Raw genomic sequence first — 2,438 nt, 5'->3', positions numbered from 1 at the left:
GCGCAGGCGCCCGCGTGGAGGGGGCGGTCGTCCTGCGCGCCAACGTCGACCGCGCCGCCGCCGACGTGACCCGCCGCTGGCTCTGGGTCCTCCTGGGCGCGCTGGCGGCGGCGGCCGGGTCGGTGCTGCTGGTCGTGGCCGCGACCCGCTGGCTGCTGCGCCCGGTCGCCGAGCTGGAGGCCGGGGTGCGCGCGGTGGCGCTGGGCCACCGCAACGCCAGGGTCGCGGCGGTGAGCGGACCGCCGGAGCTGCGGGAGCTGGCCGTGCTGTTCAACCGCATGGCCGAGACCGTCGGCGAGGCGGCCGAACGCCAGCGCGGGCTCATCGCCGACACCTCCCACCGCCTGCGCAACCCCATGGCCGCCCTGCGCCTGCGCCTGGACGCCCTGTCCCCGAACATCCGCCCCAGGGGCGAGCGCGCCCACACCGCGGCCCTGACCGAGGCCGACCGCCTCGAATCGATGCTGAACGCCCTCCTGGCGCTCGCGTCCGCAGAGAGCCGCACCACCGAGACCGCGAACGGCGACCACGACGAGCTCTGCGACGTCACCGCCGTGGTGGCCGACCGCGCCGACGCCTGGCGCACCCCGCCACCCCCGCCGCCCCCGTCCCTCCCGGTGCTGGCCAGGTGCCGCGCGGAGGACGTGGCGCAGGTCCTGGACGTGCTGCTGGACAACGCCGACAAGCACGGCGGGACGGCGCGGGTGGCGGTGGGCGCGGACCGCGCGGCGGGCACGGCGTGGTTCGAGGTCCACGACGACGGCCCCGGCCTGCCCGAGGAGTCCTTACCGCGCGCCACCACCCGGTTCTGGCGCGGCGACACCGACGCGACCGGCACCGGCCTGGGCCTGGCGATCGCGCACGAGCTGGTCAAGGCCTGCGGCGGCCGGTTGCTGCTCACCTCGCCGGGCGGCCTGCGCGCCCGCGTGGAGCTGCCCCTGGAGCCGCCGCTGTGACCACCCGCCGCACCGCCCTGCTGGCCTGCGCGGTGACCCCGCTGCTGGTCACCTGCGCCCCGAGCGCACCGCCCGCCCCGATCGTGGTCGCCGCGGGCGAGGAGGGCGGCTTCTACCTGGACTTCGCCACCCTCCTGGCCGCCCAGCTCCCGTTCCCCGCGACCCCGCGCCCCACCGAGGGCAGCCGCGACAACCTCCGCCTGCTGGCCGCCCGCCAGGCCGACCTGGCCCTGACCCTGGCCGACGCCGCCCAGGAGGCGCGGGAGGCGCGGGAGGCCCAGGACCTGCGCGCGCTGGGCCGGGTCTACGAGAACTACCTGCAACTGGTCGTCCCCGCAGGCTCCCCGGCCCGCACCGCGGGCGACCTGCGCGGCCTGCGGGTGTCGCTGGGCGCGGCGGGCTCGGGCGCGGCGCTCGCGGGCGATCGCCTGTTCACCGCCCTCGACCTGCACCGCGACACCCGCGTGGACCACCTCCCGTTCCGCACCGCCGACCGCGAGCTGGCGGCGGGCCGGATCGACGCCCTGCTGTGGTCGGGCGGCGTCCCCACCCCGGCCCTGACCGACCTGGGCGGCGTCCGCCTGCTCCCCCTGGCCGACGCCCTCCCCGCGCTGCGCGCGCTCGGCGACGGCGACGGCGACGGCGACCACTACGAGTAGGTCACCGTCCCGGCGGGCGTCTACGGCGCGGCGGCCGAGGTGCGCACGATCGGCGTGGCGAACCTCCTGGTGTGCCGCCCCGACCTGCCGGACGCCACCGCCGACGCGACCGCGCGCACCCTCGTGGGCCGGGCCTCGTCACTGGTGCCCGACCAAGCGCTGGGCGCGCAGTTCCTGGACGTGCGCAGCCTGATCACCACCACCGGCGTCCCCCTGCACCCCGGCGCGGCGAGCGCGTACCGCGACCTGCACGGCTGACCAGCCCCACGCGCGGCTCTAGCAGTTCTCCGAATAAGCCCGCCGCAACCAGTCCACGGTCTCCCCGTCGACCTCGTCCGCGCTGGTCACCACGATCCGCACGGTCAACGACGCGTTCCCGGACACCGCGACGGCCGCCAGCCGCCCCACCGGCTCCTGCCCGACCAGCCTCAACCCGAGGTCCACCCGGTCCCGCCCCACCGGCCGCAGCACCGCGTAGGTCCGCCGGGGCGTCACCAGGGCCACGTGCGTGCGCCGGACCTGCACGTGCTGCGCCCCGAACGTCCCGCTCTCCGCGACCAGCCGCTCCAGCACCGGCCGCAGCTCGGGCCGCCCCGAGTACTGCGCCGCCAGCACCCCCGACGCGACCCCGCCCAGCGGTTCCGGCCGCCCGAACCGCTCCATCACCAGCAGCAGCTGCGGGTACCCGAGCACCCCGCGCTCCCGCAGCCACCGCCGAACCCCGACCTCGGTGCCCTCACCGCACCCCAGGACCCGCCGGTTCCACTCCACGACCCCGGTCCCGGTCTGCCTGCGCAGCAGGGTGGCCGACCAGTCGGCCACC

2 protein-coding genes and 1 pseudogene are annotated in these 2,438 nt (G+C 77.6%); 2 read left to right on the top strand and 1 reads right to left on the bottom strand.

All coding sequences use genetic code 11. From position 1 onward, the window contains the following. Both ACTUAL_RS15810 and ACTUAL_RS15805 read left to right on the top strand, forming a co-directional pair. On the top strand, positions 1-956 hold a 956-nt coding region (locus ACTUAL_RS15810; protein WP_440900796.1), incomplete at its 5' end, for a sensor histidine kinase. Then, positions 953-1,873: pseudogene (locus tag ACTUAL_RS15805) on the top strand (TAXI family TRAP transporter solute-binding subunit). The gene ACTUAL_RS15810 and the pseudogene ACTUAL_RS15805, both read left to right, overlap by 4 nt. Before the next feature lie 18 nt (positions 1,874-1,891). Here ACTUAL_RS15805 and ACTUAL_RS15800 read toward each other — a convergent pair. Beyond that, positions 1,892-2,437 carry a DUF5655 domain-containing protein gene (locus ACTUAL_RS15800; RefSeq protein WP_440900795.1) on the bottom strand — a complete coding sequence of 182 codons (546 nt, stop codon included), beginning with the start codon at positions 2,435-2,437 and terminating at the stop codon, positions 1,892-1,894. Between the last annotated feature and the right edge of the window lies 1 nt (position 2,438).

It is taken from the genome of Actinosynnema sp., from assembly GCF_052038725.1.
This window is presented reverse-complemented; position numbering and strand designations above follow the sequence as displayed.